Source organism: Bartonella sp. TS25HLJMH (genome assembly GCF_042193505.1).
GTDB lineage: Bacteria > Pseudomonadota > Alphaproteobacteria > Rhizobiales > Rhizobiaceae > Bartonella > Bartonella grahamii.
Genome location: NZ_JBHILV010000056.1, coordinates 1 through 2,003, shown reverse-complemented (window position 1 = coordinate 2,003; position 2,003 = coordinate 1). Strand labels below are relative to the sequence as shown.

Sequence of the window (2,003 nt, the reverse complement as noted above, 5' to 3'; positions counted from 1 at the left end):
GCTTGGAGAGCCATGGGAAGACAGAACAGGCGAAGTTGTTGACCCTGATAGCCTCTATGCAAAACGCGAAGATTATCTATTGGCACCAGAACAAGTCGTCGTGTTGACAGCAGGCATTGATGTGCAAAATGACCGCTTAGAACTTGAAGTGGTTGGATGGGGACGCAGTGAAGAAAGCTGGCATATTGATTATCAGGTCATCCTTGGTGATCCCTCTTCTTTTGAAGTATGGGACCAGCTGGATGAATACCTTACAAGACGCTGGCCACATCTAGGCTATAAAGATGGCATCAGGATAACGGCTGCTTGTATTGATACCGGTGGTGGACACACACAGTCGGTTTATAATTATGTGCGCCCCCGTGAGGGACGACGTATCTGGGGGATTAAGGGGCAAGCGGGATGGCGTGCAGTATGGCCGCGCCGTCCAAGTAGAAACAACAAAGGACAGATCAATCTCTATATTGTTGGTGTTGATGCAGCAAAAGATATTATCACGGCACGGTTTAAAAAATCCGGTCCTGAAGCATCGGGTGCTGGTGCAACACACTTTCACAAAAACCTTGATCGAGAATATTTTGACCAGCTGACCGCTGAAAGAAAAGTCATCAAATATTTTAAAGGCTTCAAGCGCATTGAATGGCAAAAAAGCGAAAAGGCAAGAAATGAAGCCTTGGATTGTAGGGTCTATGCTTATGCGGCTTTACAAGGTCTGATTTCGGCAGGAATAAACCTTAATCGAGAAGTCGATATCTTAGAAGAGCGTCTGGAAAAACTTAAAGTTGAAGGCTCTTTAGAGCAGCCAACACCAAGACATGCCCCCTCTCCTGCTCCAAGAAGATCTCAGACAGCACAGCCTCAAAGGAAACAATCCAGAACGGTGATGAATCCTTATATGCAAGGGGATTGGAGGTAATTTGTGGATGAAACTTTAGGACAATTTAACAGCAAATTTTCGAGACTGGAAAGTTTAAAAAGGCGGCGTGAACAAATTGAAGAGGCTCTTTATTCGGGTGCGCAATCGGTACGCCATGGCGATAAGCAAGTCAGCAATCGTTCTGTTGAGGAACTGCGCAGAGCGCTTGAGATGCTGAACACACAAATAGCGGACCTTGAAGGACGCAAGCGTTCACGCGTTTTCTATTTTAATATATCACGAGGCTATTAATGGCTGGCTTTATCAATAAACTCACGGGCTTTTTTACAATTTCTCGTCAACACAATCCCCATTTTGAAGCGGCAAGCAAAAGCCGCCGTATGGGTGGTTTTGACCCCGCAAAAAAACATATCAATAAAGCCATTGAGGAATGCGGTGATACCATTGTTGCCCGTTCAAGATGGCTTTATGACAATGAAGCTCTTTATGGTTCCGCAACAGAGGAATGGGTCTCTGCGGCTGTCAGTGATGGGATTAAACCTTATCCTCGTATTGAAGGTTTTCAAGAAGAAAAGAAAAAGCTTTTAGACTTATGGTGGCAATGGGTTGATGAAGCCGATTATGATGAAGATACCAGCTTTTATGGGCTGCAAGCAACCATTGCACGAGAGGTCTTTTTAACCGGAGAGTGCTTTGTAAGATTGCATTATGTTGATCTCTACGGGCGCTCTGGTGTGCCTCTTCAATTGCAAGTTTATCCCACCGAAATGTTGGACCTTTCCTACAATGGACCTGCTGAGATTGAAGGCAATTACATTCGTATGGGGATTGAATTTAATGCCAGTGGTAAGCGCGTTGCTTATCATTTCTGGGAACATCACCCCTATGATGATGTCCCTGCAAATATGGCATTTGAGAGCCAAGAGCGCGTGCGCGTCCCCGCTGAAATGGTCATTCACATCAAAGAGCGTCGTATTGCCGGACAATTGCGCGGTTCTCCCAAAATAACGCGCTGTATGACAAAGATCTTTCAACTCGAATCCTATGATGACGCAGAACTCGATAGAAAAAGGACGGCGGCTCTTTTCGCGGCGTTTGTCAAGGACAGTTCCCCAAACGTCGAAAA

The 2,003-nt window shown here is 45.5% G+C and carries 3 protein-coding genes; all 3 read left to right on the top strand.

Annotation, left to right across the window (positions count from 1 at the left end; genetic code table 11):
* On the top strand, positions 1-916 hold a 916-nt coding region (locus tag ACFINF_RS09080), incomplete at its 5' end, for a terminase gpA endonuclease subunit (RefSeq protein WP_375620571.1).
* A 3-nt stretch (positions 917-919) separates the two neighbouring features.
* Positions 920-1,168, top strand: coding sequence for a phage head-tail joining protein (locus ACFINF_RS09075; protein WP_375620570.1), 249 nt, complete (start codon positions 920-922; stop codon positions 1,166-1,168).
* Positions 1,168-2,003, top strand: an 836-nt coding sequence (locus ACFINF_RS09070) for a phage portal protein (protein ID WP_375620569.1), incomplete at its 3' end; no start/stop codon positions are given. The genes ACFINF_RS09075 and ACFINF_RS09070, both read left to right, overlap by 1 nt.